This is a genomic window from Rhizobium mayense, from assembly GCF_030272705.1.
In the GTDB taxonomy this organism is placed as follows: domain Bacteria; phylum Pseudomonadota; class Alphaproteobacteria; order Rhizobiales; family Rhizobiaceae; genus Rhizobium; species Rhizobium mayense.
On record NZ_JARFYM010000002.1, the window covers coordinates 320,412 to 346,832 of the forward strand.

Here is a 26,421-nt window from a genome sequence, read left to right on the forward strand (position 1 = left end):
GCTCTCTATTTGCTGTAGAGGGCTCTTGACCGCTCCAGATGCTTCAGGACCGCCGCTTCCGCGCCGTCTGCATCATGGACGGAAAGCCGCTCCAATATTTCTTCGTGTTCGACAAGCGTGAACTTTTCCTTGCCCGTCCAAATTAGCATTTCCGTATGGTAGGTCTTCAGCCACGCCAGCATTGCCTCGCTGACGGCGACGAAGATCGGGTTTCCGGAAATCTGAGCGATCCGTGTGTGAAACTGCATGTCTGCCGAAATGAAATCCTCGGCATGCCCCAGAGAGGCCCGCTGACGTTCGATAATCTCTGCGAGATCGGCGATATCTTTTTCAGTTGCCCGTGGCGCGGCCTCCCGGGCCATTCCGCGCTCGAAGAATATGCGCGCGCTCTTCAGATGCTCGAGAGAGTCCGAAGACTGAGACAGCATGATCTTCGCGGTCAAATCGACCTGTCGGAAAATCGATTTCGCGGTCAGCTTAAGGACTTTTGCGCGTTCACCATGCGAGATGCTGACCAATCCCATGCTGGCGAGGGATTGCATCGCCTCGCGGATCGCCGGGCGCCCAACGCCGAAACGCTCCATGAGAACACGCTCGGACGGCATCTCATCGCCGGGCTTGAGTTCTCCCGACGTAATCAATCGCTCTAACCGGTCGAATACTTCGTCGGAGAGCTTTCGACGTACGATCTGTTCGATTGGCTGGCTCATGACATCTCGCTCACTCAAAGCTTTTCTCCCTTATGCAATTTCAAATAACGCCGAGGAAGCCCGTTCAAACCGATTGAAAGCCTATTGAACAAAAAAATCGTTGCACAAGTTGGAATACTCATTATACCAGATCACGAGTTGACGCCACGACAAAATCGTCGGCGAGAGGAGCAACGGGCTATTTATGAACATTGTCATCACCTACCGTATCGAAACGCCGGGCCAAATCGAGGCGATGGCTGACAAGATCGCCAGCGATCAGTCGACAGGCACTTTCGTGCCGGTTCCCGGCGAGACGGAAGAGCTGAAATCCCGGGTGGCGGCGCGGGTCCTGGGTATCCGGCGGCTGGAGGATGCGGATCGGCCGACATGGCCGGAAGTTGCTGCCGGCCACGGACCCCTTCATCGGGCCGACGTCGATATCGCCTTTCCGCTCGATGCCATCGGCACCGATCTCTCAGCCCTGATGACGATCGCTATCGGCGGCGTCTATTCGATCAAAGGCATGACGGGCATTCGCATCGTCGACATGAAGCTGCCGGAGGCCTTTCGCGGCGCGCATCCCGGTCCGCAATTCGGTGTTGCCGGCAGCAAGCGCCTGACGGGCGTTGAGGGACGCCCCATCATAGGCACGATCGTCAAACCGGCGCTCGGTCTTCGCCCCCTCGAAACGGCCGAACTGGTCGGCGAACTCATCAGCTCTGGCGTTGATTTCATCAAGGACGACGAAAAGCTGATGAGTCCCGCCTACTCGCCTCTCAAGGAGCGCGTCGAGGCGATCATGCCGCTGATCCTCGATCACGAACAGAAGACCGGGAAAAAGGTGATGTATGCCTTTGGCATCTCCCACGCCGATCCCGACCAGATGATGCGGAACCACGACCTCGTCTTGACAGCCGGCGGCAACTGTGCCGTCGTCAACATCAATTCCATCGGCTTTGGCGGCATGAGCTTCCTCCGCAAACGCTCTGGACTGGTGCTGCACGCGCATCGCAACGGCTGGGATGTCTTGACGCGCGATCCTGGCGCCGGCATGGATTTCAAGGTCTATCAGCAGTTCTGGCGTCTGCTCGGCGTCGATCAGTTCCAGATCAACGGCATCCGCGTCAAATATTGGGAACCGGACGAAAGCTTCGTTGAGTCCTTCAAGGCTATCAGGACGCCGCTGTTTGATCCATCCGATTGCCCGCTGCCCGTTGCCGGCTCGGGCCAATGGGGCGGCCAGGCACCGGAGACCTACCAGCGGACAGGTCGGACCACGGATCTGCTCTATCTCTGCGGCGGCGGCATCGTCAGCCATCCCTTTGGACCGGCTGCCGGCGTTCGCGCAATCCAGCAGGCCTGGCAGGCGGCCGTCGCGGACATCCCGCTCCACGACTATGCCAAGGACCATCCGGAGCTCGCCGCTTCGATCGCGAAATTCAGCGACGGCAAGGGCGCGTGACGGCTATGGGCAATTTTCTCATCAGCTATTACGGCGACGACTTCACCGGCTCCACCGATGTAATGGAGGCCCTGGCATCGAACGGCGTTCCGACGGTGCTTTTTCTCGGTGTCCCCGACGGAGCTCTGCTGGAGCGCTTCAAGGAATGCCAAGCCATCGGTATCGCCGGCACAAGCCGCAGCGAAACGCCGGAATGGATGCAGGAGCATCTTGTTCCGACATTCGAGTGGCTGAAAGGTCTCGGCGCGGACATATGTCATTACAAGGTCTGCTCCACCTTCGATTCCAGTCCGCGGACCGGCAATATCGGCAAGGCGATCGAGATCGGCAGGGACCTTTTTGCTCAGTCCTTTGTGCCGGTCGTGGTCGGAGCGCCGCAGCTCAAACGCTATACCGCCTTCGGCCACCTCTTCGCTGCCTATCAGGGCAAGGTCTATCGCATCGATCGCCATCCGGTGATGAGCCACCATCCGGTCACGCCGATGGATGAAGCCGATCTGGCGCTGCATCTGGGCAAGCAGACCTCCCTCCCCGTTAGTCTCGTTGATCTCCCGACCCTGGCGGTCGCGGACGTGGACCTGCAGGTCGACGAACTTGCGGCCAAGGCCGACGGCATTATGCTTATGGATGTCGATAGCCCGGAAACACAGGCCGCGGTCGGAAAGCAGCTTTGGCGGCTTAGAGCGAATAACGGCTTCTTCGTCGCGGGCTCCTCCGGCGTCGAATACGCGCTTCTCAACGCCTGGCGTTACGAAGGTCTGATCGGCGAGCGCCCCGTTTTCACCTCGCCGGGAAAAGTCGAGCGCCTCGCGGTGGTTTCCGGCAGCGTCTCGCCGACAACCGAACGGCAGATACGCCAAGCCATGACCGACGGTTTCGACGGCATCGACGTCAATCCCCTGGCGCTCGTCAGCGAAAGCGGTGACCGGGCGATCGAAGACGCGATCAATGCCGGCATTGCCAGCCTGAAAGCCGGCCGCAGCGTCATCCTGCACACGGCGCTTGGTCCTTCGGCCGATCGCGGTGACGCTATCGACCGGGTTGCCGGCGCCCGGCATCGGCTCGGCCAAGCTCTTGGCGTCATTCTGCGTCGGATGGTCGAAAGTGAAAAGCTTTCCCGCGCGGTTATCGCTGGCGGCGACACGTCGAGCCACGCGCTGAAGGAACTGCGCGTGGAGGCACTGACGGCGCTGCTCCCGCTCCCGCAGACGCCGGGGTCGCCGCTTTGCGTGGCCCACGGCAGCTACGCTCCGACCAATGGATTGCAGATCGCGCTGAAGGGCGGGCAGGTTGGATCGGACGGGTATTTTGCACAGATCCGGGATGGAAGAAGCGCTTAAAAAAAGTGAGCGCTACCATTTAAGATGATGGCGTGCTCATTGACTCATTATACCACTTGCGATACCACAGTTTGAAAACTGACGAGGTAAAAAACATGACTGCAATTGCTCTTTTCGGTGCCGGCGGGAAAATGGGGTACCGGCTTTCCAAAAATCTGAAGGGTTCACGCTTCGATGTCCGTCACGTCGAAGTGAGCGATGCCGGTAAGGCCCGTTTGAAGAACGATCTCGGCCTGTCATGCGTGCCTGTGGACGAGGCTCTTGACGGCGCCGAAGTGGTCATTCTGGCCGTTCCGGACACGGCTATCGGCAAGGTCGCCGCCGGGATCGTCGATAAGCTGAAGCCCGGGACGATGGTGGTGGCGCTAGACGCCGCGGCACCTTTTGCGGGCCACCTGCCGAAGCGCGACGACCTGACCTATTTCGTCACCCATCCCTGCCATCCGCCGATCTTCAACGACGAAACCGATATGCAGGCGAAGAACGACCACTTCGGCGGCCTGTTCGCCAAGCAGCATATCGTTTCCGCGCTGATGCAGGGGCCGGAAGCTGCCTACGCGCTCGGGGAGGAAATCGCCAAGATCATCTGGGCGCCGGTCATGCGCTCGCACCGGGTCACCGTGGAGCAGATGGCGATGCTCGAGCCGGGGCTTTCGGAAACCGTCTGCGCATCGCTGCTCGTCGTGATGCGCCAGGCCATGGACGAGTGCGTCGCCCGCGGTGTGCCGGAACAGGCCGCTCGCGACTTCCTGCTCGGCCACATGAACGTCCTCGGGGCAGTGATCTTCAACGAGGTCGAGGGTGTGTTCTCTGATGCCTGCAACAAGGCGATCGAATTCGGCATTCCCGCATTGATGCGCGATGACTGGAAGAACGTCTTCGAGCCCAAGGAGATCGCCGACAGCATCCGCCGCATCACCTGAGCAAAATCCCGGGAGGGCTGGCCCCTCCCTTCACCGCCCTACCGGGAATAGGGCCTGTTTCATAATCGGGAGGAAACCATGAAACTGACACGCAAACTGACACTTGCCGCCTTTGCCGGCGCTCTTGCCTTGGGCACCGCAATGCCCGCCTTCTCGGCGGACCTGATCGCCATCATCACGCCCGCGCACGACAACCCGTTCTTCAAGGCCGAGGCCGTCGGCGCGGAAGCCAAAGCGAAGGATTTGGGCTACGAAACGCTCGTCATGACGCATGACGACGACGCCAACAAGCAGTCGGAAGTCATCGATACGGCGATCGGCCGCGGCGCGAAGGCCATCATCCTTGACAATGCCGGCGCCGATGCGACGGTTGCTGCCGTCAAGAAGGCCAAGGATGCCGGCATCCCCTCCTTCCTCATCGACCGCGAAATCAACGCCACCGGCGTCGCCCTCGCCCAGATCGTTTCCAACAACTATCAGGGCGCGCAGCTCGGCGCGCAGGAATTCGTCAAACAGATGGGCGAAAAGGGCAATTACGTCGAGCTGGTGGGTAAGGAATCCGACACCAATGCCGGTATCCGCTCGCAGGGCTATCACGACGTCATCGACGATTATCCGGACCTGAAACTGGTTGCTAAGCAATCGGCGAACTGGAGCCAGACCGAAGCCTATGCAAAGATGGAAACCATCCTGCAGGCGAACCCGAACATCAAGGGTGTGATCTCGGGCAATGATACCATGGCCATGGGCGCGATCGCAGCACTTCAGGCTGCCGGCCGCAAGGATGTGATCGTCGTCGGCTTCGACGGCTCCAACGACGTGCGCGACTCGATCAAGGCCGGCGGCATCAAGGCGACCGTGCTGCAGCCCGCTTATGCACAGGCCCAGATGGCGGTTCAGCAGGCCGATGCGTACATCAAGAACAAGACGACTCCCAAGGAAGAGAAGCAGCTCATGGATTGCGTTCTCATCAATGCAGGGAACGCCGACAAGCTTGAGACTTTCGCACTGAAGAATTGACGGCGGACCGAGCACTGCGGAGGGCGTGGCAAGGCCGCGCTCTCCAGACTTTTTTCTTGAAATTGAGGTGCATTGCATGTTGAGGATCAGAGGCGCTGTTGTGGTCGTCATGTTGGCCGCAGCACTGCCTGGCTGTAAGATCATCAAGACGCCGACGGCCGAGGAAAAGGCGGCGCAGGCGGCAAAAAGCGCCTTCGATCCCGCAGCCAAGGTCGATGCGATCTGGCAGTCGCAGGCGGTACCTGACCTTGAAAAGCGTGCCGGCGACCTCAAAACGGTGATGCAGGCTGCGACATCGAACCCGGACGAGGCCGGCGCAAAATACGGCAATCCGCATAAGCAGAGCACATCGCCCTGGACCTATGCCGTGAAGCTTAACGGCAAGATCGTCGCTGCCGACACGGCTTCCCGTGCGGCAACGATCGACGTCGATGTCGACGGTGACGGCAAGGCGGATGCGAAGGTTCAGATCGGTCCGGCAATCCGCGGCACCGCATTGCGGGACGCCTTGGATTTCGTGGACTTCAACGAATTCAAGAACCAGATCGAATGGGCGCAATTCGGCAAGGCGTTCAACGAGAAGGTGGACACGTCCTTTCTCGTTTCCTTGCCGAAAGACGGCTTGACCGGCAAGACAGTCAATGTTGTCGGCGCGTTTCCGCTGCCGGCATCCGGCCAACTGCCGCTGATCACCCCTTCGGCGCTGACGTTGGGACAATAACCATGAGCGATACGAACCAGGAAGACATCATCCTTCGTCTCGAGGACGTGTCCAAGGTTTATTCGGGCATCGTCGCGGTCAAACGCGCGAACCTCGAACTGCGGCGAGGCGCGGTCAATGTGCTGGTCGGAGAAAATGGGGCCGGCAAATCGACGTTGATGAAGATCATCGCAGGCGTCGAACGCCCGACCGCCGGCCGGATCCTCCTTGAGGGAGAAGCCGTTCATTTCGACAGTCCGGCCGACGCGCAGGCACGCGGCATCGGCATGATTTTCCAGGAGCTTAATCTTTTCGCCAACATGACGGTCGCTGAAAACATATTTGCGACGCGCGAAATAACGCGCGGCATTCTCGGCATCGACCACAAGGCGCAGATTGCCAGGGCCAACGAATTTCTGAAGAAGCTCGACGCGGGCATCAATGCCGAAACCATGGTCGAGGATTTGCCGATCGGGCAGCAACAGCTCGTCGAAATCGCCAAGGCCATTTCGCTCAATGCCCGCATCCTGATCATGGATGAGCCGACCTCGGCGCTTTCGGCAGCGGAAGTCGACATTCTTTTCAAAGTGATCGCCGAACTGAAGGCGCAAGGCGTGGCGATCGTCTATATCTCCCACCGGCTGGAAGAGCTGATGCGGATCGGCGATTACATCACCGTCCTGCGCGATGGGCAGATCACCGGCCAGGCGATGGTTCGCGATATCGACACGAAATGGATCGTCCGATCGATGATCGGATCCGATGCGAAGGATTTCGCCAAGGACAGCGGCCATGCGATCGGCAAGGAAGCCTTCCGAGCCGAGGACATCAGCCTGCCGCGGCCGACCGGCGGCCTTGCGGTCGATCACGTCTCGCTCTCCGTTCGCGCCGGCGAGATTCTAGGCATCTATGGCTTGATGGGCGCGGGCCGTAGCGAGTTCTTCGAATGCGTCATGGGCCGGCATATGCATTCGACCGGCAAGATCTTCATCGACGGCGTCGAGGTTCGCGAACGCGACACCACCCGGCGGATCCGGAAGGGCTTGGCGTTGATCCCGGAAGACCGGCAGCGCGAGGGTCTCGTGCAGGTGCTGTCGATCGCCAGCAACCTGACGCTTGCGAGCCTCGGGCGTTTCGCTCGCTTCTTTTTTCATATCGATGCAGGCGCTGAGAAAGAGGCTATTCGCGACATGATCCGCGACCTCTCGATCAAGGCGCCCAATCCCGATTTCGAAGTGACATCAATGTCCGGCGGCAACCAGCAGAAGGTCGTCATCGGTAAGGCCTTGATGACCGATCCCAAGGTCCTTCTGATGGACGAGCCGAGCCGAGGCATAGATGTCGGAGCCAAGGCCGATGTTTTCCGTACCATGCGTAGGCTCGCCGGCAAGGGTCTCGCAATCCTGTTTTCAACCTCCGACCTTGAAGAGGTCATGGCGCTTTCCGACCGCATCGCCGTCTTGAGCAACGGCCAGCTGGTCGCCGTCTTCGACAGAAACGAGGCGACGGAAGAGACCATTGTCGCAGCCTCGGCCAAGGGACACGGACATACAAGGAAACTCGCGTCATGACCGCGGATACATCTTCTTCTTTTGCGGCCAAGCGGTCGAACGGCTCTGTACTCCTGACGCTGATGAAACTCAGGACCTTCATCGCACTCTTCGCCGTGATCATCTTCTTCGCCATCTTCGCGCCGAACTTCACGTCGACGGCCAACATGATCCTGATGTCGAAGCACGTTGCGCTCAACGCCTTCCTGGCGATGGGCATGACCTTCGTCATCGTCACCGGCGGCATCGACCTCTCGGTCGGCTCGATTGTTGGCCTGTGCGGAATGGTTACCGGCGCGCTCATCCTCAACGGCGTCGAATTGCCGATCGGATATACCGTATACTTCAACCTCTATGAGATCGTGCTGATCACCCTTGCCGTCGGTATCGGCTTCGGACTGATCAACGGATTGCTCATCACCAAACTCAACGTTGCGCCCTTCATCGCGACGCTTGGAACACTTTATATCGCGCGCGGCATGGCATTGCTGTCCTCTGACGGCCAGACTTTTCCGAACCTGGTCGGCAGGCCGGAGTTCGATACGACCGGCTTCGATGTCTTTGGCGCGGGAAGGTTGTTCGGCCTCCCCGTCTCCATCTGGATTCTCATCGTTCTTGCGCTGATTGCCGCTTATGTCGCCCGGTCGACACCGATCGGCCGGCATATCTTCGCCGTCGGCGGCAACGAGCGCGCCGCGCGCATGTCGGGCATTCGCGTCGATCTGGTGAAGATCTTCGTTTACATGTTCTCCGGATTGTGTGCTGCCATCGTCGGCATCGTCATTTCCTCGGAGCTGATGGCCGCGCATCCGGCGACCGGCGAGAGCTTCGAGCTCAACGCCATTGCCGCGGCCGTCCTCGGCGGTACTTCCATGTCCGGCGGACGCGGCACGATCGGGGGTACGATCATCGGCGCCTTCGTCATCGGCATTCTGTCCGATGGCCTAGTGATGATGGGGGTTTCATCCTTCTGGCAGATGGTCATCAAAGGGCTGGTTATCATCATCGCCGTTGTTGTCGATCAGGCGCAGCGCCGTCTCCAACAGCGCGTGACACTCATGCAAATGGCAAAGGCAGGTTAAGAATGACGGAACTCAGGGGTGCGCTCATCGGCTGCGGCTTCTTCGCGGTCAATCAGATGCATGCGTGGAAGGACGTCAAGGGCGCGACGATCGTCGCGATCTGCGATCGCGATCCGGAGCGATTGAAAATTGTCGGCGATCAGTTCGGCATCGAGCGGCGTTATAGCGACGCGGCAGCTCTTTTCGCCGATGGCGGCTTCGATTTCGTCGATATCGCGACAACGGTGCAGAGCCACCGCGCGCTGGTGGAAATGGCGGCGGCCCATAAAGTCCCCGCCATCTGCCAAAAACCGTTTGCAAAAACGTTGAGCGACGCCAGAGCCATGGTCAAGGCTTGCGCCGACGCTGCGATCCCCTTGATGGTCCACGAGAATTTCCGTTGGCAGACGCCGATACAGGCAGTGAAGAGCATACTTCAATCAGGAGTCATCGGCGAGCCGTTCTGGGGCCGCTTCTCCTTCCGCTCCGGCTACGACGTGTTTTCCGGCCAGCCCTACCTCGCCGAAGGCGAACGCTTCATCATCGAAGATCTCGGTATCCATACACTCGATATCGCACGCTTCATTTTGGGCGACGTCACGACGCTCACCGCGCGCACCAAACGGGTCAATCCGAAGATCAAGGGCGAAGATGTCGCGACCATCATGCTCGACCATGAGAATGGAGCAACGTCGATCGTCGACGTAAGCTACGCCACCAAGCTCGCAACGGAGCCCTTTCCCGAAACGCTGATCGAGATCGACGGTACGTTGGGAACGATCCGGCTCTCGCAGGGCTATCGCCTTGAGGTCAATAGCCCCGAGGGCACGACGATTTCGGATGCCTCGCCCAGGCTTCTCCCTTGGGCTTCCCGCCCATGGCACAATATCCAGGAAAGTGTGCTGGCCATCCAGCAGCACTGGACGGACCGCCTCGCATCGGGCGGCGAAACGTCCACATCGGGCGCGGACAATCTGAAGACCTTCGCCCTTGTCGAAGCGGCCTATGACAGTGCTGCTAACGGCAGGACGGTCGATATTGGAGCAATGCTGCGATGACCGCTGCGATCGACCCATTTCAACTCTATGGGACGCGTGAGACCGAAGTTCCGCCGCAGCGGCTCACCGCCGGCAGGCTTGCGGTCGATTTCAAGGACGGTAGTCTCCGCACGATCACCTATGACGGAACCGAGGTGCTCCGCGCTGTCTCCTATCTCGTGCGCGACCGCGATTGGGGTACCTACGCCCCGCGGATATCGGACCTGACGATCGATCAGCGCGACGATGCATTTTCCGTGGGTTACCTTGCACATTGCGCTGGCCCTGATGACACAGACCTCGAAATCCGCGTGCAAATCTCAGCCGAGGCCGGAGGTGCTGTGGTCTTTGAAGCGGAAGCGCTATCCAAAACCGGCTTCGAGACGAACCGCTGCGGGTTCTGTATCCTTCATCCGATCGTCGGCGTAGCGGGTACGCCGGTCTCGGTAGAACATGTTGACGATCGTTGCGAGGACACGCGTTTTCCCGATCTCATCGAGCCATGGCAACCCTTCAAGGATATGCGCGCGATCACGCATACCGTCATGCCGCATGTCACGGCCGAATGCCGGATGGAAGGCGATACCTTCGAGATGGAAGACCAGCGCAACTGGTCGGATGCCTCCTATAAGACCTATGTCCGCCCCCTCGCGCTGCCCTGGCCTTATCAAATACCGGCCAACCAAGCCGTCAGACAGCGGATCGTCCTCAAGATCGCCGACAAGCGCGAGGCATTGACTGCTCCTGCATCCGTCTCGTCTGGCGGGCGAGCAGTCACGATCACGACGGGCGACAAGAGCGGCAAGATGCCATCGATCGGGCTGATCATCACGCCGGAAGAGGCGAAGGCCACGCTCGGAGCCCGTGACGCCTTGGCGGAGATCGGGCCGCAGGAATTGCTCTTTCATTTCGATCCGAATGCCGGTCATGACACGGCTGCCTTCAAGACATTCAGTGCCATCGCAAGGCTCCATGCCGGCACGTCGACTCTCGAAATCGCGTTGCCGTGCCGGCAGTCGCCGCTTGCCGAAGCGCAGGAAATCGCGGCTTGGATGCAGGCGGCAGGTTTCAAACCGGACGCGATCATCATATCCGCTTCCGTCGACCGGCAATCGACCCCTCCGGGCAGTCAATGGCCGGAGTGCCCGCCGCTTGAAGAGATCTATGCGGCCGCTCATGCAGCATTTCCGGGTGTGCGGCTTGGCGGTGGCATGCTCAGCTACTTCACGGAGCTCAATCGCAAGCGCGTCCCTTCCGGACCGCTCGATTTCGTCACCCATTGCACCAACCCGATCATACACGCGGCCGATGACCTCAGCGTCATGCAGACGCTCGAAGCACTGCCGTTTATCACACGGTCGGTGCGCGCCATCTACGGCGACAAGCCCTACCGCATCGGACCCTCGACCATCCCGATGCGCCAGAACCCTTATGGTAGCCGGACGATGGACAATCCCGCCGGTGGGCGCATTCCGATGGCAAACACGGATCCCCGGCACAATGGTCGTTTCGCGGAAGCTTTCGCACTTGGCTATGCAGCCAAAGTGCTCGACGCTGGGCTGGAATGCCTGACGCTTTCGGCGTTGACGGGGCCGTTCGGCGTGATGGCCGGCGAGAATGAACCGTCTCCGGCCGGCGGCAGGCGCCCGCTCTTCAACACGGTCGCTACGCTTGCCCGTCTTGCCGGCGGCCAACGGCAGGAGTGCGTGTCATCCGATCCGACTGCCATCCTTGCGTTCGTCGCGGCGCCGGCTGACGGAGTACCGCAATTGCTGCTGGTGAACATCACAGCCACGCCACAACAGGTCGAACTGGGATCCTTCACCCCAGCCGAGAAACTCGAGAGCGGGAGCCACGCGCTCGCGCCTTTTGCCGTTGCTTCGATCACGCTGAAGGATTGACCTGACACCCGAGAAGCGCAACTTAGTCTTCCGAATCGAGATGAGCTGGAGGACTGGCGTGAAGACAAAGAAGCTTATCAATGACGGCGCAGCCGCCGTGGACGAAATGCTGGCGGGCATTCTGGCCGCTCATCCCCGCCACGTGCGCGCCGTCGAAGGATCGCCGCGATCGATCGTTGCAATTGAGGGGCCGCGGCCCGGCAAGGTTGGGATGGTCGTCGGCGGCGGGTCAGGCCACGAGCCAACCTTCCTAGGCTATGTCGGCAAAGGGCTTGCCGATGCGGCAGCGATCGGAAATGTCTTTGCCTCTCCGCCACCGGACCCGATCATCGAATGCGCCAAGGCGGTCGATGGCGGTGCCGGCGTCCTGTTCTTGTATGGCAATTATGCCGGCGATGTCATGAATTTCGATATGGCGGCCGAGATGCTCGCCATGGATGACATCGAGGTCCGCACCGTGCTGACGACCGACGACGTCGCCTCCGCTCCCATCGACCAACGGGACCGCCGGCGCGGCGTCGCCGGTAATGTTTTTGTCTTCAAGGCCGCCGGTGCGGCCTGCGATCTGATGTACAGCCTGGACGAAGTGGTGCGGATCGCGCGATGGGCAAATGACCGCACCTTCACGATGGGCGTTGCGCTATCGCCCTGCTCGCTGCCTCAGACGCTGAAGCCGAATTTTCAGCTTGGCGACGACGAAATGGAAATCGGCATGGGCATTCATGGCGAGCCGGGCGTTGCCCGCGGTCCGCTGAAGTCCGCCGATCAGGTAACCGCGGAACTGCTCGATAAAATCCTCGGCGAGATGAAACCCGTACGAGGCGACCGGGTGGCCGTGCTTGTCAACTCGCTCGGCTCGACGCCGTTGATGGAGCTCTACATCATGATGCGGAAGGTCAAGATGATGCTCGACGCAGCGGGCGTAGAGATCCATTTGTCGCTGGTTGGCAATTACTGCACGTCGCTGGAGATGGCCGGCGCCTCGATCACGCTGATGCATTTGGACGACGAATTGCAGCGACTGATCGACCATCCCTGCGATTGCGCCATGTTCCGTTCGGGCGAAGCAAGCCGATGACCAAGACAATTACCGTCGACGATCTAAAATCGCTTCTGAACCTTATCGCGGAGGCGATGACGCGCGAAAAGAGCCGTTTGTGCGAGCTCGACGGCGTCATTGGCGATGCCGATCATGGCATCGCCATGGAGCTTGGATTTTCGGCCGCAGCCCAAGCGGCTGCGGCGCTGGATCCGGCGACATCGGACCCCACGCTCGTCTTCAATACGGCTGCGAAGGCTTTTTTGAATGCCGTTGGCGCGTCCTCCGGCCCTCTCTACGCAACCGCCTTGATGCGCGCGGGTGCCTCGGCAAAAGGAAAGTCATCCCTAACCGATGATGACGTGGTCGAGGTTTTCGTAGCCTTTGCCAAAGGCATTCAGGACCGTGGCAAGGCCGAGGTTGGGGAAAAGACGATGGTCGACGCCTGGGCGCCCGCGGCCGCCGCCTGTCGGGCTGCGCGGGAAAAAGGAATGCCGCTCGCGACCTGTCTTTCGGACGCTCTGGTCGCCGCGGAAGCAGGGACGGAAGCAACTAAGGATATGGTCGCCACAAAAGGGCGCTCGTCCAGGCTTGGAGAGCGCGCCTTAGGGCACATCGATCCGGGCGCCGCCTCAGCAACCGTCGTCGTCTCGTGCTTCCAGGCCTTCTTCTCACCTTAATGATGATGAGCTCATCATACCAGTTGACATGTGCCGGCTGATTTGACAAAACCGCCCTCAGCATTGTTCAGAGGAGGACGGGAAATGCTCATCAACTCCAAATATGCGAAACGATTTGCCGCGATCGCGATTGCCGCGGCAGCTTTTGCGGCAACGAGTGTCAAGGCGCAGGACCTGACGCTTTGGACGCTCAATTTCGACAACGACGCCGCAAACACCGCGCTGAAAAAAGTGGCGACGGATTTCGAGGCCGCCAACCCCGGAACGCACATCGAAATCGTGCAGCGCGCGGTCGATGAGCACAAGACCGCCCTTCGCGTAGCAGCCGGCTCCAGCAAGGGACCCGATATTTATTTCAGCTGGGCGGGGCTTGGCCTTGGCGGCGAATACGTGAAGGCCGGCCTGTCGCTGCCGCTGGATAAATATTACACGCAGTATAAGTGGGCCGACGAGCTGCTTCCCTCCGCCGCCGCATTCGCCGACCTCTATGCGGGCGGCAAGCATGGCGTCCCTTTCACCTTCAAGGGCGAGGCGGTCTACTACAACAAGAAGCTGTTCCAGCAGGCAGGCATTACCGAAGAGCCGAAAACCTATGAGGAACTCCTTGCAGCTGCGGAGAAGCTGAAAGCCGCCGGAATTCCGGCCTTCACCTTCGGCGGCTCGGTCAACTGGCACGTCATGCGCCTGATGGACGTCATCCTGGAGACCAAGTGCGGTGCCGAAAAGCACGACGCGCTGATGGCGATGAAGACGGACTGGACGAAGGAGCCTTGCGCGACAGAAGCCTTCACCGAGTTTGCCAAGTGGACAAAGGACTATACGCTGCAGCCCTTCATGGGGATCGACAACAAGCAGTCCTACAGCCTGTTCACAGCCGGTCGCGCCGCGATGATGCTCGAGGGAGACTGGCTTGTCAGCCAGTTGGAAGGCAGCGGCGCCAACCTCGACGACTATGGAATTTTCCCGTTCCCGACGAACACCAATCGCCTCTACGGGTTCGCCGAATACAATTATGTGAGCACGAAGAGCAAAGATCCTGATCTGGCTGCGAAATTCCTGGACTATTTCCTGTCGACCAAGGTCCAGCAGGATCTGGTTGGGCAGATCAGTTCGACTTCGGTCAACAAGAACGTCCAGTATGCCAATCTGAAGCCGCTGGAGGCGAAATGGCTGGATATCTTCAAGAACTACGGCAAGGTCTATATGAACGGCGACCAGGCATTCCCGCTTGACGTGACGACCGAATATTTCCGCGTCATCAACGACGTCGCGGCCGGAAATATCGAGCCGGCCGATGCCGCCAAGCAGCTGCAGGCCTTCATCGCAGGTCGAACCTGAGTCCTCCCAGGACACCGGTCAGCCCCGATTGTCAATCGGGGCTGACCGTTATCAGACCCAAATGCCCATGCGCACGCCGCCGGCCGTCCGGAGCAGATGAGAATGTCATTGCGAAATCGAACACATGACCCCCGCGTCCAGGCATTCCTACTGCTCGCCCCGGCCATGGCAATTTACGCGATCTTTGCGCTCTATCCGATGCTGAATGTCGCGATCCTGAGCTTCCAGAAATGGAACGGGCTCGATCCACAGCGTCCCTTCGTTGGCCTCGCGAATTATCAGTATATCTTCGCGCACGACCCGGTTTTTTGGGTCGCCTTCAAGAACACGGTCATCTGGACCATCATGTGCCTGGTGTTCCCGCCGATGGTGGGGCTTCTTTTGGCGCTGAGCCTCAATCAGAAGATCTTCGGCCGCAACACGTTCCGCGCCATTTTCTATCTGCCGGTCATCATCGCGCCGATCGCCGTCGCGACCATGTGGAAATGGATGTACGATCCATTCTTCGGCCTTTTCAACGAAATGCTGACATCCATGGGCCTCCAGCGCTGGATCAAGGACTGGCTGGGCGACCGCAACATTGCGCTTTATTCGGTCTTCGTCGCCTATCTCTGGCAATCGGTCGGCTTTTCCATGGTTCTCTTCCTGGCGGGGCTGCAGAATGTCTCGCAGTCTCTGGTCGAGGCGGCCCGCATCGACGGCGCTGGGCGCTGGGCCGTCTTCAAGCACGTTACCCTTCCCGCGCTGCGTCCGACGATCACGATCGTGCTGGTGTTGTCCATCATCTCATCGCTCAAGGCCTTCGACATCGTCTACGGCCTGACCGGCGGGGGTCCCGCGCAGTCCACCCAGATGCTAGCGCTCTGGGCGTTTACGCAGGCCATGCAGATCTTCGATTTTGGCCGCGGCGCAGCAATCTCGGTGGTGCTGCTGCTGATCACCATCGCCATCGTCGTTCCCTACCTGCGATGGACGCAGAAGCATGAGGAGGCCGAGCAATGACCGCGACGTCAGCCGAACCCATTGCCGCCACGTTCGATACGGCTGCCGTCGGCAAGCCCAGACGCGATCCAATCCTGATTGGCTTGTGGATCGCGCTTATCCTCGTCGCGCTGATCTGGGTCGCACCCTTCGTCTTCATCGTTTTCACATCGTTGAAGACGAAAGCCGCGGTGACCAGCACCGGCGCCTTCATGCCGCCTGTTCATCTTGCCTTCGAGAATTACGGCAACGCCTGGAGCCGCGGAAATTTCGCCAGCACTTTCTTCAACAGCGTCATCATCACGGTCATCAAGGTTCCGCTGGGACTGGCGCTATCGGCAATGGCGGCCTATGCGATCGCCAAGATACCGTTGAAGAGCGGCAAGGCATTGCTTCTTCTCGTCGTGTTCGGCACGATGATCCCATTCCAGGTCATGCTGGCGCCGCTCTTCACGCTCGTCAATTCGCTGGGCCTCATTGATACCTATCCCGGCGTCATCCTGCCCTATATCGCCTTCGGCGTCCCCTATCAGGTCTTCATCCTGCACGGCTTCTTCAAGGGCATTCCGAAGGAGTTGTCGGAAGCCGCTCTCATCGACGGTGCGAGCCATTTCACGATCTTCCGCAGGATATTCCTGCCGGTTTGCCTGCCGGTGCTCGCCGCTCTCCTGATCCTGGATTTCGTTTCGACCTGGAACGAATTCGCCATGGCGCTGGTGCTTCTGCAGGATCAGCACATGTGGACGCTGCCGCTCGGGCTGATGTCCTTCCAGGGGCAGTTTTCCAGCGACTATGGCCAGCTCAACGCGGCGATCGTCATGACCGTGCTGCCGGCAACGCTCGTCTACCTCATCTTTCAGCGATATTTCGTCTCCGGCCTCACCTCCGGCGCCGTCAAGGGCTGATCAATCACCTATTCGGCAAGTCTTTCGAGGAGAATATCATGTCCAGTGCAACCGTCGAAAAATGGGGCGTCTTCGAGGCCGCGTTCAACGGGCCTTCGGGCGGCAATCCCTATCTCGACGTGGCATTCGATGCCGTTTTCAGCCAGAACAGCCGCGAGGTCCGCGTGCCCGGCTTCTACGACGGCGACGGCATCTATCGCGTCCGCTTCATGCCCGACTATGAAGGCGAATGGTCCTTCAGGACGCGTTCGAAGACCCCCGAACTCGACGGCAAGACCGGCTCGCTCACCGCCGGCAAACCCTCGCAGAGCAATCACGGTCCGGTTCGCGTGCGCAACAAGTTTCATTTTGCCTATGCAGACGGTAACCCATTCCTTTCCTTCGGAACGACCTGCTATGCCTGGACGCACCAGCCGCTCGACATGCAGGCGCAGACGTTGAAGACGCTGAAGAAGGCGCGCTTCAACAAGATCCGCATGGGAGTGTTTCCGAAGGATTATCCTTACAACGTCAACGAACCCCTCTACGCCTGCTTTGAGAAGGGCACCGACGGCAAGGAGGATTTCAATCGACCGAACCCGGTCGCCTTCCGGCATTTCGAAAAGCAGGTGGCCGCACTTTGCGAGCTCGGCATCGAGGCCGACATCATCATGTTCCACCCCTATGACCGCTGGGGTTACGCCGACATGTCGGCCGAGCAGGATTTCCGCTACGTCGCCTATCTCGCTGCACGGCTTGCCCCCTACCGGAACGTCTGGTGGGCGCTGGCCAATGAATATGACTTCCTCCTCGACACCAAACCTCTGCAGCAGTGGGACCGTTATTTCCACATTCTCGAAGAGAACGATCCCTATGGCCATCTGAAGTCCATCCACAATGGCGAGCCGACGATGAACTTCGATCATCGCAAGCCGTGGGTGACGCATACCTGCATTCAGAACTGGGACGTCAAGCGCACGCAGGAATGGCGCGAGGCCTATGGCAAGCCCGTTGTCAACGACGAGCCGGAATATGAGGGTAACATCATCCAGTCCTGGGGCAACCTCACGGCACAGGAACTGGTGCATCGTTTCTGGATCACCGTGACCCGCGGCGGCTATGCCGGCCACGGCGAAACCTATTCGCATCCGGAAGACCTGATCTGGTGGGCCAAGGGCGGAGAACTGCGCGGCGAGGCATGGAAGCGTATCGGCTTCCTGCGCGATCTGCTGGAGCAGGACGTCGTCGACGGCTTGGAACCGATGGCATCGTTCGGTGCATGGCCTTGGACGCGCGTTTCCGGCGCGCGCGACGGCGACCTCCGCTACATCTATCTCGGCGAGCACCAGCCCGTCATCTGGTCCACAGGGCTGCCGCTGGACGGCACCGACTACGATGTCGATATCATCGACACCTGGGAGATGACGATCACGCCCGCAAAGAAAGTGGATGCTCCGATCCCGCACCCCACGCGGCACGGCGCAATCGTGCGCGGCGGCAAGGCGGATGCGGCCTTTGGCGTCGAACTGCCGGGCAAGCCATATCAGGCCCTTCGCATCCGCAAGAAGAACTGATCGGGTCTACAGGAGGAATTTCATGTCCGGATTGGCCATCAAGAACGTCAGGAAGTCCTACGGAGCGGTGGATATCATCCATGGCGTCGACGTCGATATATCGGACGGCGAATTCGTCATTCTTGTCGGGCCGTCGGGTTGCGGCAAGTCAACGCTTCTGCGGATGATCGCAGGCTTGGAGGACATCACCGGCGGCGAGATCTCGATCGGCGGCCGTGTGGTCAACAACTTGCCGCCCAAGGACCGCGACATCGCGATGGTCTTCCAGAACTATGCGCTTTATCCGCAGATGACGGTCGCGCAGAACATGGGCTTTGCGCTGGAGCTTGCCGGCGCGAAGCGGCCCGAGATCGAAAAGAAAGTCGGCGAAGCGGCGCAGATCCTCGGACTTCAGCCGCTGCTTGGCCGCAAGCCTGCACAGCTTTCCGGCGGACAGCGCCAACGCGTCGCCATGGGACGTGCCATCGTGCGCGATCCGAAAGTCTTCTTGTTCGATGAACCGCTTTCCAACCTCGATGCCAAATTGCGCGTCAAGATGCGAGCCGAAATAAAGGCGCTGCATCAGCGGCTGAAGACGACGATCGTCTACGTGACGCACGATCAGATCGAAGCAATGACGATGGCCGACAAGATCGTCGTGCTGCAGGGCGGGAAAGTCGAGCAGATCGGAACACCGCTCGAGCTTTACGACCGGCCACGAAATGTGTTTGTGGCCGGATTCCTCGGGTCGCCGGCGATGAATTTCCTGGAAGGCAAGCTCACAGGCGGCTCGAATCCGAAGCTCCAGTTGCCGAGCGGTACTTCCATCGAGCTTCTGGCGGCCCCGACGCAAGCAGAGGACAGGAACGTGATCATCGGCATCCGTCCGGAAGACATATCCTTTGCGACCGACGACGGCGTGCCGGCTACCGTCACCGTGGTTGAGCCAACCGGATCCGAGACCCATGTGGCCTTGGAGGTCGAGGGCAAAGAAATCACTTGGGTCATGAGAGAACGTGCCGAGCTGACGCCGAGCCAAACGGTGAAGATTTCTCTCAAATCGCCGAATGTTCACTTCTTCGACAAGGGTACCCAGCAACGCCTGTAGCTGTTTTTGCGCATCGGGATCACCGGAATCAGAAAGTAATATTTTACCAAACGGGAGCGACAACGCAGAAAGTCTGCGCGGCCGATTGCCGCAAACGCATTTTATAGGGGGAATCCGGGTACTCGACGCTTAACAATCGAGATGGTCGAGAGGAGGATTTCATATGTATGTCGGCACGCAATTCCAGGCTCGGGACGACGATGACTATCGCGTCATGGCGCAATTGGGGATCAAGCATGTCAATGCCGATCCTGCCGGCAATCCGCACGACTGGACGCCGGACATTCTAAAGGCCCACCGCGCGCACATCGAGAGCTTCGGCCTCAATCTCGATATGATCCAGCTCCCGCTGAGCTCGCGCGTGATCGAGCAGCAGTATAGCCCGGACATCCTGACGGCCGGACCGAACCGCGATCGCCAGATCGACTCCATCTGCCGTCTGATCGAGAATGCCGCTGCCGCCAGCATACCCTCCGTCAAATACAATCTCAATATTATCGGCATTCCCCGCACCGAATTGGAAGTTGGCCGCGGCGGATCGCGGAACGAAGCCTTCCGCTGGGAAAAGGCCGATCACGACGCGCCACCCTCGATCGCAGGCATTCTCAGCGAGGAGGAGAATTGGGAGCGTATCGATTATTTCCTGGCGCGCGTCGTTCCCGTCGCCGAGTCCTGCAAAGTGCGGCTTGCCTGCCATCCGCACGATCCCTATACGCCGCCCGGTTATCGCGGGGTCACCCGCGTTCTTGGAAGCGTCGAAGGCTTGAAGAAATTCGTGCAGATGCACGAAAGCCCCTTTCACGGCTTGAACTTCTGCCAGGGCACGGTCGGTGAGATGCTCGATAATCCGGCCGAGGAAATTTTCGACGTCATCCGCTGGTTTGGAGAGAGGGGCAAGCTCTTCAATGTCCACTTTCGCAATATCCGCGGCCGCAAGCTCTCTTTCATGGAGACCTTTCCAGAGGAAGGCGACATGGACATGTGGCGGTCGCTGAAGACGTACGCCGATGTCGGCTATCAATATATGATCATGCCGGATCACGTGCCGCGCATTTCCGGGCGCGATCCGGAAAATACCGCCTTTGCATTCACCTACGGCTACATTACCGCCATGTTGCAGGTGCTGGAAACGATACGTGATAGCTAGTCACTAGAGGCCAGATCGAGCGGCCTGCACGCCCATCGCCCCGCGCAGGCGACTTGGGCCGAAATTATTGATCCACAACCGATCTCACTCCGCGAAAATCTATGTCGCGAAGAGCCCGGACGGCTGCGAACAAAAGCCTTGAAGTTATGGGATGCAGGGTCAATCCAGCCTGGTCATGTTCATATATATGAACCAAATTCTTCTTGACGAACGCCAGGGCTAATCGGACAGTTGAGGCGGCTAAGTTCGACAAAGATGCTGGAACGCAATGCGTAACCGGCCCGCCCCCAGAGAAAGGAAGACTAATGACAAAATTCTCCACCATGACCAGAGGTGCGATGGCCGCCGCCCTCGGCGTGCTGATCGCCGCTGGCGCTGAGGCCAAAGACTGGAAGGAAGTCAATATTGGCGTGGAAGGCGCATTCCCGCCCTTCAACATGTCTGGATCCGACGGGACGCTCAGCGGCTACGACATCGATGTTGCCAACGAGGTTTGCAAGCGCGCGAACTTGACGTGCCATCTCATCGCGCAGGACTGGGATAGCCAAATTCCGAGCCTCAATGCCGGCAAGTTCGATGCCGTCTTGACGATGGGACCGAACGAAAGCCGTCGCAAGGTCATCGATTTTACCGTTCCCTATGCGGTCACGGCGAACGCGCTCCTGGTTTCCAAATCCGGATCGCTCGGGTCGCTGCCGCATGGCGGCGAGGCGGTCAATGTCAATGACGGCTCCGCAAAGCCGATCATTGATGAGCTGCACAAGGCTCTGGACGGCAAGATCGTCGGCGCGCCGCTATCGACCAGCCAGCAGCAATTCATGGAACAGACCTTCGGCGACGTCATTCAGGTGCGCACTTACAAGTCGTCGGAGCAAACCGACCTGGATCTCGCCTCAGGCCGCATCGATGCCGAATTCAACAATATCGTCTATCTGAACAGCGTCGTCTCCAAGCCGGGCAATGAGGACCTCACGATCGTCGGTCCCCTCTTTACGGGCGGCGTCATGGCAACGGATGTCTGCTTCGGAGTCCGCAAAGGCGATTCCGATCTGCAAGCTATCCTCAGCAAGGCCATCGGTGAAGCCGTCGCCGACGGTACGCTCAAGAAGCTTTCCATGAAGTGGTTCAAGATCGATGTGAGCCCCAAGCCGAAGGCTTGATTGCAGGCGCACTCATTGAAAAAGCCGGCCGCACACGCGACCGGCTTTTTCGTATCTGCGAGCCGGTCTTAAAGACCGGCGTCCTTCTTGACGTAACGAACGACCTGCTCGTGGGTCGCAAACCAGACGTCCTTTTCGGCGCGGATGCGTGTCAGCAGTTCGTCCAGAATCCAGATGCGCGAGCGGTGGCCGATGATGTCGGGATGCATCGTCAGTTGGAAAAGGCCGCCTTCGGCCTTCGCCTGCTGGAATTCGCGCCAGAAAATGTTGAAGACCGCTTCAGGCGATGTATAGGGCCTAAGGCCCGTCCAGCGGTTCATGTCCATATAGACGGCGTCGTCACGGATCCATTCGACAGGAAGCTCCACAACGCCTGTCCGCTCTCCATCCATCAGCAATTCGTAGCAATCGTCGTCGGCCATGAGGGAAGAATCGTAGAGAAGGCCCATTTCGCGGGTGATCTGCAGCGTGTTGGGGCTGAAATCCCAGGAAGGCGTGCGGATGCCCACCGGCCGCCTGCCGGTCACCTTTTCCAAGGCTTCTGCTGCGCGCATCTGCAGATCGCGTTCCGCTTCAACCGGCAGGATGGTGTTACGCTCATGGATCCATCCGTGGATGCCGATCTCATGCCCCCGCGCGACGAGGGCACGCTGCTCATCGGGATAGAGCAAGGCTGAGACGGCCGGTACGAAGAAGGTCGCGGAAACCTCGTGCTTCTCCAGCAGGCCGGAAATCCGGGGAATGCCCTGCCGGGGGCCGTACTGACCTTGCGACAGCCGGCTTGTCGATTGGCCGCCATCCCTCAATTCGGATGTTTCGTGGTCCGAGTCGAACGAGAGGGCAACGGCGCATTTCGCCCCTTCGGGCCAGACTTCGGGTGCAAGCCTTCGTCCGGCGGAAACTCTTCCAACCGTCTTGCGCCATTGTTCCTCGGGCCACTGCCAGGGTTCCAGCGCCGTGGCTTCGGGGCTTGCCGCATCATATGTCATTTCATACTCCGATATTAATGGCCGCCATCGACCGAAAGGACCTGGCCGGTGATCCAGTCCGCTGCATCCGACGCCAGGAAGAGGGTTGCGGCCGCGATATCCTCGGGCTTTCCGAGCCGTCGGCGCGCAATAGAACGGATCACCGCCTGCTGCTTTTCCTCGCCATAGGATGCCCATTGGCGCTCGTAGTCAGGACTGGTGCGCAGAAAGCCGGGCGCTACGGCATTGGCTGTGATGCCGCAGGGGCCGAGTTCATGGGCAAGCTGCCGGATAAGGCCCAGTTGCGCCGCCTTCGCGCTGGCATAGGCCTGAATGCCCGTCATGCTGACGCCGAGGCCGGCGCCGCTGGAAATCGCGATGATGCGGCCATAACCTCGGGATTTCATGCCCGGAATCACCGCCTGAGCGACCGAAAAGGCTCCGCGGACATTGACATCATAGATCGCATCCCAATCCTCGAGCGGCACCTCTTCGGCGGGTCGATGCTTTTGTCCGAGAACGCCTCCCGCGACATGGACCAGAATGTCCACGCCTCCCTCCTCGGCTTCGATCCTGCCGACGACTGCGTCTATGCTTGCCCGATCGGTCACATCGAGAAAGCTGGCTTTCAACCTACCGGTCCCATCGTTCGAGACCATCGTCTCGAGCTCCTCACGCAGAACGTCTGTCGCGATGACATTGGCGCCACTTTCGACAAATGCTCTTGTTATCCCGTGGCCGATACCGCGCGCGGCCCCGGTGATCAAAACGGTGCGGCCCGCAAAGTCGATGTGCATATGAGATTTCCCCTTCAGGTCTGTACAGTCGGCGGAACTTCGCCCTTGAAGCCGTTGCGCAAATCGAACTCCCGGGCGCACTGCAAAAGCGCCTCGAGGATCCTGTCGCGATTCATGGCAAAGCGCGCGGTGACGACGGCGACATTGAGGGCGCCCACAACCTTGCCAGCCGCATCATGAACCGGCGCGGCCAGGCCGGAGCCGCCGATTTCGACCTCCTGATCGCTGATGGAATAGCCCCGAACGCGCGTTTCGGCGATGATCCGTCTGATCTCGCCGCGGTCGACGACCGTGTGGTCCGTGTGCTTCACAAGGCGTTCCGATGCGAGATATTCGTCGATCAACCTCGGTTCCAAGGCGGCAAGCAGCACGCGGCCTATGGCGCTGCAATAGGACGGGAAAGAACCTGCAAGTTCGGAATCGTAACGGATCGTCTGCTTGCTGACGCACTTGGCAATCGTCTTCACACGCCGGCCAGGCGACGGAACGCCGAGAAAGGTGCTCTCTCCGGTATCATCCCTCAGCTTCTGCAATATGGGCTGGGCGATGGCAATGAGCTGCGCATCTCTTCCGGACGTCCAACCCGGCCCGCTACGGCAAGCTTCGTTCAGCCGATAACGTTCCGGTTCCTCGCGCACGGCATAACCACGCGACACAAGCGTCTGAAGCAGGTTGAAGGCGCTGCTTTTGGGATAGTCGAGTTCCGCCACGATCTGGCGCAGCGAGAGGGGTTCGCTCGCGCGCGCCAGCAGCTCCAGAAGCTCCAGTATACGGCCGGCGGATTTGACATCATTGTTCATATATGTGAACCATATTTCTATTGTGGAATGGAGTTCAATCGATAACACTGCCAATGTCAAGGACTGAATGGCCGACATCGAGATCGAAAGGATGAATGCAAATGGATCGAACCGCAATCGTGACGGGTGGTGCAAGAGGCATTGGCAAGGCTTGCGCCATTGGATTGGCCAAAGCCGGTTTCGATATCGCGCTTGTCGATCTGCTCGAGCCGGAGATGCAGGCAACCGCATCGACCATTCGTGAGATCGGTCGCCGTGCAGCCGTCTATCAGGCCGATGTTTCCAACTTCGCTCGCGCGGGTGAAATCGTCTCAGATGTCGAGAAAACCTTCGGTCGCGTCGATTTCCTGCTGAACAATGCCGGCAAATCGAACCCGACCGGCATACTGGAGATCACTGAGGAGTCTTTTGATCGAACGATCGCGATCAATTTGAAGAGCTGCTTCAACTATATTCATCATGCGGCGCCCATTATGTTGGGCCAAGGCGGTGGCCGGATTGCGAGCATCTCTTCCCTGAACGCTCTTTCCGGCGGCGTCACGGCCGCAGTCAGCAAGTTTGCCTATGCCTCAGCCAAAGCCGGTATCCTCGGAATGACGCGGGCGCTGGCCAAGGAGCTGGGGCCAAACATATCCATCAACGCGATCTGCCCCGGCGTCATCCAGACCGAGATCGACACGCTATTTACGGGCGAACGCGAAGCGGAAACCGTATCGGGCATCGCGTTGGGTCGCCTTGGCTGTGCCGACGACGTTGCAAATCTCGTCGTTTTCCTAGCAACCTCCGAGCCGCTGTTCATGACCGGGCAAGCGCTCGTCGTCGACGGCTTTCAATTCAAAGTTTGACGCTCACGGATACCGATGCAGGCGCATATTCCTTCCATCATGGAAATTATCGGCTTCGGGCCCCGCGGATGGGGGCTCGCGCTGCTGCTGGCGACCGGCGTTACCTTTGCGGTCGCGCTCAGCGGCTTTGCCCTCGGTGCCGTCTTCGGCATAGTGGGCGCAACCGCGAAGCTCTCCAGGCGCCGTTGGGCTCGACTGTCCGCGGATGTCTACACAACGGTCCTGCGCGGCCTGCCGGATCTCCTGATCATCTATCTCTTCTATTTCGGCGGCAGCGTTCTCCTGACCTCCATCGCGCGGTTCTTCGGGTCCAGCCAGTTCCTGGGACTTCCTGCATTTCTTACCGGAACGCTGGCGCTCGGCATCGTCGCCGGCGCCTATCAGACGGAAGTGCTGCGCGGAGCCTATCTCGCCGTTTCTGCCGGACAGGCGGAAGCCGCCAAATCCCTTGGCCTGTCTCGGTGGCACACGTTTCGCATTGTGCTGGCACCGCAGATACTGCGCTATGCGCTGCCGGGCCTCGGCAATATCTGGCAGCTCGTGCTGAAGGATTCGGCGCTGATTTCCGTCACCGGCCTTGTTGAGCTGATCCGTCAGGCGCAGATCGGCGCAGGCAGCACGCGCGAGCCCTTCCTGTTCTACATCGTCGCCGCCGGGCTCTACCTCGTCATCACATCAGCCTCGAGCGGCGCTTTCCGTCTTGCGGAGACCCGGTCCTATCGCGGGGTGCCTCGGCGATGATCGACCTCGCGTTTTTTGCCGATACCTTTCGCCAGCTGCTCGGTGGTTTGCCGCTGACACTCCTCCTCACCGGAATTGCGACGGTGGCCGGCCTAGTATTGGCGCTCCTCCTGGCAGCGATGCGCTTGTCTTCCAATCGCCTTTTTGACTGGCCGGCGCGTTTCTACATTTTCTGCTTCCGGGGATCCCCGCTGCTTGTGCAGATCTTTCTGATCTATTACGGCCTCAGCCAGTTTCCGGAATTGCGCAGAAGCATTCTCTGGCCTTATCTGCGCGATCCTTTCTGGTGCGCCTCGCTTGCCCTTTCCCTGAACACTGCGGCCTATGCGAGCGAGGTGTTTCGCGGTGGATTTCTGTCGGTTCCGAAGGGAATGGTCGAGGCGGCACGCGCCTGCGGCATGTCGCGATCCCTGACATTTCGCCGTATCATTGCCCCGCTTGCCTTAAGGCAGGCACTGCCGGCCTACGGCAATGAAATCATCCTCATCGTCAAGGCATCGTCGCTTGCTTCGACCGTCACCCTCATGGAAGTCACGGGCATTGCGGCCGGAATCATCGCCGAAACCTATCGACCCATAGAGGTTTTCATCTGCGCCGCGGCTATCTATCTCACGGTAAACTTCATCGTGACGCGCGCCGCGCAGGTGGTCGAATATATAATCACGCCCGAGCGGCGATCCTAATATGTTGCTCC

The 26,421-nt window shown here is 59.6% G+C and carries 25 protein-coding genes; 21 read left to right on the forward strand and 4 right to left on the reverse strand.

The window, feature by feature from the left end; all coding sequences use genetic code 11:
* Positions 1-5: 5 nt before the first annotated feature.
* Positions 6-710 carry a transcriptional regulator NanR gene (locus tag PY649_RS04190; RefSeq protein ID WP_285866905.1) on the reverse strand — a complete coding sequence of 235 codons (705 nt, stop codon included), beginning with the start codon at positions 708-710 and terminating at the stop codon, positions 6-8.
* 184 nt (positions 711-894) lie between these two features.
* On the opposite strand from PY649_RS04190, the gene oiaX reads away from it, so the two are divergent.
* From oiaX to PY649_RS04280, 18 genes are all read left to right on the forward strand, one after another.
* Positions 895-2,154, forward strand: a complete 1,260-nt coding sequence (gene oiaX / locus PY649_RS04195) for a 3-oxo-isoapionate-4-phosphate decarboxylase OiaX (RefSeq protein ID WP_285866906.1) — start codon at positions 895-897, stop codon at positions 2,152-2,154.
* A gap of 5 nt (positions 2,155-2,159) precedes the next feature.
* A complete protein-coding gene (locus PY649_RS04200; protein ID WP_285866907.1) occupies positions 2,160-3,494 on the forward strand; it encodes a four-carbon acid sugar kinase family protein in 1,335 nt (444 codons plus the stop codon).
* 95 nt (positions 3,495-3,589) lie between these two features.
* Positions 3,590-4,417: a phosphogluconate dehydrogenase C-terminal domain-containing protein gene (locus PY649_RS04205; RefSeq protein ID WP_285866908.1), complete on the forward strand. Its 828-nt coding sequence runs from the start codon at positions 3,590-3,592 to the stop codon at positions 4,415-4,417.
* Positions 4,418-4,495: 78 nt separating this feature from the next.
* Positions 4,496-5,437 carry a D-ribose ABC transporter substrate-binding protein gene (locus tag PY649_RS04210; RefSeq protein WP_285866909.1) on the forward strand — a complete coding sequence of 314 codons (942 nt, stop codon included), beginning with the start codon at positions 4,496-4,498 and terminating at the stop codon, positions 5,435-5,437.
* 76 nt (positions 5,438-5,513) lie between these two features.
* Positions 5,514-6,158, forward strand: coding sequence for a DUF2291 family protein (locus tag PY649_RS04215; RefSeq protein WP_285866910.1), 645 nt, complete (start codon positions 5,514-5,516; stop codon positions 6,156-6,158).
* A 2-nt stretch (positions 6,159-6,160) separates the two neighbouring features.
* On the forward strand, positions 6,161-7,708 hold the full coding sequence (locus tag PY649_RS04220; protein WP_432761318.1) for a sugar ABC transporter ATP-binding protein: 1,548 nt from the start codon (positions 6,161-6,163) through the stop codon (positions 7,706-7,708).
* Positions 7,705-8,769: an ABC transporter permease gene (locus tag PY649_RS04225; RefSeq protein WP_285866911.1), complete on the forward strand. Its 1,065-nt coding sequence runs from the start codon at positions 7,705-7,707 to the stop codon at positions 8,767-8,769. Before PY649_RS04220 ends, PY649_RS04225 begins: the two co-directional genes overlap by 4 nt.
* Positions 8,770-8,771: 2 nt before the next feature.
* Positions 8,772-9,806 (forward strand): Gfo/Idh/MocA family protein, encoded by a 1,035-nt coding sequence (locus PY649_RS04230; RefSeq protein ID WP_285866912.1) that lies wholly within the window; start codon positions 8,772-8,774, stop codon positions 9,804-9,806.
* The gene (gene apnL / locus PY649_RS04235; RefSeq protein WP_285866913.1) at positions 9,803-11,686 is read left to right on the forward strand and encodes a D-apionate lactonase; all 1,884 of its coding nucleotides are present in this window, start codon (positions 9,803-9,805) and stop codon (positions 11,684-11,686) included. The genes PY649_RS04230 and apnL overlap by 4 nt, the downstream gene beginning before the upstream one ends.
* 58 nt (positions 11,687-11,744) lie before the next feature.
* A complete protein-coding gene (locus tag PY649_RS04240; RefSeq protein ID WP_285866914.1) occupies positions 11,745-12,764 on the forward strand; it encodes a dihydroxyacetone kinase subunit DhaK in 1,020 nt (339 codons plus the stop codon).
* Positions 12,761-13,405: a dihydroxyacetone kinase subunit DhaL gene (dhaL, locus tag PY649_RS04245; protein WP_285866915.1), complete on the forward strand. Its 645-nt coding sequence runs from the start codon at positions 12,761-12,763 to the stop codon at positions 13,403-13,405. Before PY649_RS04240 ends, dhaL begins: the two co-directional genes overlap by 4 nt.
* An 84-nt stretch (positions 13,406-13,489) precedes the next feature.
* A complete protein-coding gene (locus PY649_RS04250; RefSeq protein WP_285866916.1) occupies positions 13,490-14,743 on the forward strand; it encodes an extracellular solute-binding protein in 1,254 nt (417 codons plus the stop codon).
* Between the two features lie 102 nt (positions 14,744-14,845).
* Positions 14,846-15,745, forward strand: coding sequence for a carbohydrate ABC transporter permease (locus PY649_RS04255; protein ID WP_285866917.1), 900 nt, complete (start codon positions 14,846-14,848; stop codon positions 15,743-15,745).
* The gene (locus PY649_RS04260; RefSeq protein ID WP_285866918.1) at positions 15,742-16,629 is read left to right on the forward strand and encodes a carbohydrate ABC transporter permease; all 888 of its coding nucleotides are present in this window, start codon (positions 15,742-15,744) and stop codon (positions 16,627-16,629) included. The genes PY649_RS04255 and PY649_RS04260 overlap by 4 nt, the downstream gene beginning before the upstream one ends.
* A gap of 38 nt (positions 16,630-16,667) precedes the next feature.
* The gene (locus PY649_RS04265; protein ID WP_285866919.1) at positions 16,668-18,182 is read left to right on the forward strand and encodes a DUF5060 domain-containing protein; all 1,515 of its coding nucleotides are present in this window, start codon (positions 16,668-16,670) and stop codon (positions 18,180-18,182) included.
* A gap of 22 nt (positions 18,183-18,204) precedes the next feature.
* Complete coding sequence (locus tag PY649_RS04270) at positions 18,205-19,269, forward strand: ABC transporter ATP-binding protein (RefSeq protein ID WP_285866920.1); 1,065 nt, start codon at positions 18,205-18,207, stop codon at positions 19,267-19,269.
* 163 nt (positions 19,270-19,432) lie between these two features.
* Positions 19,433-20,416, forward strand: coding sequence for a mannonate dehydratase (locus tag PY649_RS04275; protein WP_285866921.1), 984 nt, complete (start codon positions 19,433-19,435; stop codon positions 20,414-20,416).
* 305 nt (positions 20,417-20,721) lie between these two features.
* Positions 20,722-21,576, forward strand: a complete 855-nt coding sequence (locus PY649_RS04280; RefSeq protein WP_285866922.1) for a transporter substrate-binding domain-containing protein — start codon at positions 20,722-20,724, stop codon at positions 21,574-21,576.
* 68 nt (positions 21,577-21,644) lie between these two features.
* Here PY649_RS04280 and PY649_RS04285 read toward each other — a convergent pair whose 3' ends face one another.
* The 3 genes from PY649_RS04285 to PY649_RS04295 are packed head-to-tail and all read right to left on the reverse strand — an operon-like array spanning position 21,645 to position 24,141.
* Positions 21,645-22,565 (reverse strand): polysaccharide deacetylase family protein, encoded by a 921-nt coding sequence (locus PY649_RS04285; RefSeq protein ID WP_285866923.1) that lies wholly within the window; start codon positions 22,563-22,565, stop codon positions 21,645-21,647.
* 14 nt (positions 22,566-22,579) lie between these two features.
* Positions 22,580-23,341 (reverse strand): SDR family NAD(P)-dependent oxidoreductase, encoded by a 762-nt coding sequence (locus PY649_RS04290; RefSeq protein WP_285866924.1) that lies wholly within the window; start codon positions 23,339-23,341, stop codon positions 22,580-22,582.
* 14 nt (positions 23,342-23,355) lie between these two features.
* Positions 23,356-24,141: an IclR family transcriptional regulator gene (locus tag PY649_RS04295; protein ID WP_285866925.1), complete on the reverse strand. Its 786-nt coding sequence runs from the start codon at positions 24,139-24,141 to the stop codon at positions 23,356-23,358.
* 101 nt (positions 24,142-24,242) lie between these two features.
* Here PY649_RS04295 and PY649_RS04300 point away from each other — a divergent pair, with 101 nt between their 5' ends.
* The 3 genes from PY649_RS04300 to PY649_RS04310 are packed head-to-tail and all read left to right on the forward strand — an operon-like array spanning position 24,243 to position 26,410.
* Positions 24,243-24,986: an SDR family NAD(P)-dependent oxidoreductase gene (locus tag PY649_RS04300; RefSeq protein WP_285866926.1), complete on the forward strand. Its 744-nt coding sequence runs from the start codon at positions 24,243-24,245 to the stop codon at positions 24,984-24,986.
* 15 nt (positions 24,987-25,001) lie between these two features.
* A complete protein-coding gene (locus PY649_RS04305) occupies positions 25,002-25,727 on the forward strand; it encodes an ABC transporter permease (protein ID WP_285866927.1) in 726 nt (241 codons plus the stop codon).
* On the forward strand, positions 25,724-26,410 hold the full coding sequence (locus PY649_RS04310) for an ABC transporter permease (RefSeq protein WP_285866928.1): 687 nt from the start codon (positions 25,724-25,726) through the stop codon (positions 26,408-26,410). The genes PY649_RS04305 and PY649_RS04310 overlap by 4 nt, the downstream gene beginning before the upstream one ends.
* Positions 26,411-26,421 lie beyond the last annotated feature (11 nt).